The organism is Arthrobacter sp. GCM10027362 (genome assembly GCF_042679445.1).
Taxonomy (GTDB): Bacteria; Actinomycetota; Actinomycetes; order Actinomycetales; family Micrococcaceae; genus Crystallibacter.
In genome coordinates, this window is sequence record NZ_JBHTML010000348.1 from 1 (window position 1) to 1,653 (window position 1,653).

Sequence of the window (1,653 nt, forward strand, 5' to 3'; positions counted from 1 at the left end):
GCCGCCCGGGGCGCCGGCCCGGGTCCCGGCCCGCTGTTGCGGGCCCGCCGTGCCGTGTTCGACCGGCTGGTTTACGGCAGGCTTCGGGCCGCCTTCGGCGGCGAGGTACGCTACACGGTCTCGGGGGCCAGCGCCCTGAGCCCGCGGCTGGCCCACTTCTTCACCGGCATCGGGGTGCCGGTGCTGGAAGGCTACGGCCTGACCGAGTCCACGGCGCCGGCGGCGGTAAACCTGCCGGGGGCGGCCCGGATCGGCACGGTGGGGCTGCCGCTGCCGGGCACCACCATCCGGATCGCCGACGACGGCGAGGTGCTGCTCAAGGGCATCGGCATCACCCCGGGCTACTTCCACAACGACCAGGCCAACCGGGAAGCGTTCACGGACGGCTTCTTCCGCACCGGAGACCTGGGCATCCTGGACGAGGACGGCTACCTGACCATCACCGGACGCAAGAAGGACCTGCTGGTCACTGCCGGCGGCAAGAACGTGGCCCCCGGCCCGCTCGAGGACGCGCTGCGCGAACACCGGCTCATCGCCCATGCCGTCGTCGTCGGCGAGGGCAGGCCGTTCGTCGGCGCGCTGCTCGGCCTGGACCCGGAGGCGCTGGCCCACTGGCTGGCCGCCGCCGGACGGTCGCCGCTGGACGTCCGGGACGCCGCTGCCGATCCGGCCGTGCTGGCCGAGCTGCAGCAGGCAGTTGACCAGGCGAACCTGCAGGTCTCCCGCGCCGAACAGATCCGCAGGTTCGCCGTACTGCCCCGGGCGCTGACAGAGGAGTCGGGCCACCTGACCCCGTCGCTGAAACTCAAGCGCAGCCAGGTGATCGAAGACTTCGCGCAGGAGGTGGACGGCCTCTACGGCTGAACAACGGTACCGCCGGCCGCTATCCGGATTCGCCGCGGAGCCTGGCACGCGCGGCAGCCGCCCGCTCGGCGCTCTGGTCCCGCCGGCTCCTGGTCGGCCAGGTCACAGCCAGCACCAGGCTGGCGACCATGAGCACCAGCACGGCGATGACCAGGCCCGCGTCCATCCAGAACCGGCCCGGGAACAGGCGGATCAACGTGTCGTCGGCGTAGAAGGTCCAGGTCCCTTCCGTGAAGAAAAGCCGGTGGAACCCGGTGAAGAACCCCTGCCAGTTCAGTGCGCCGAGCACGCCCAGCACCAGGACCAGCAGCAGCGTGGCCGCCGCTCCGGCAAACAGCCCGCGGCGGACGCCGCCCGGGCAGTTGCGCCGCAGGTACAGCAGGCAGGCCAGGGCCAGGACCAGCAGCACGGTGCCGGCCAGGAACGCGGCGGTGACCACGGTCTTCACATCCGCCATGTGGCTGACTTCCGAGGGCAGGAACAGCGGCCGGCCGTCCGGGCCGGCCAGCCCGCCCAGATAGCGCGGTCCGGCCCAGTTCAGCAGGAAGTCCACCGCGTACGAGCCGTAGGTCATCCGGTCCTCGGTACTGAACCCGAAGCCGTCCGCCGGAAAGCCCGGGCGGTGGTATTCGGCCCACAGGAACAGCGGCGTGCACACCAGCCGGATGGCGCCGATGAGCAGCAGGAGCGGGAAGGCCACGGCCAGCAGGACCTGGCAGAACCGGCCGCCGCGAGGCCTGGCGTTGACCGCGTCTTCACGGGCGGCGGCCCGGCGGCTGGCGCCGCGGC

The 1,653-nt window shown here is 72.2% G+C and carries 2 protein-coding genes; one reads left to right on the forward strand and one right to left on the reverse strand.

Annotated features, from left to right (window positions below; genetic code table 11):
- On the forward strand, positions 1 to 864 hold an 864-nt coding region (locus tag ACFQ36_RS22525; protein ID WP_377017774.1), incomplete at its 5' end, for an AMP-dependent synthetase/ligase.
- Between the two features lie 19 nt (positions 865 to 883).
- On the opposite strand, the gene ACFQ36_RS22530 is transcribed toward ACFQ36_RS22525, so the two are convergent.
- Positions 884 to 1,653: TIGR01906 family membrane protein (locus ACFQ36_RS22530; protein ID WP_377017778.1), on the reverse strand; the 770-nt coding region annotated here is incomplete at its 5' end.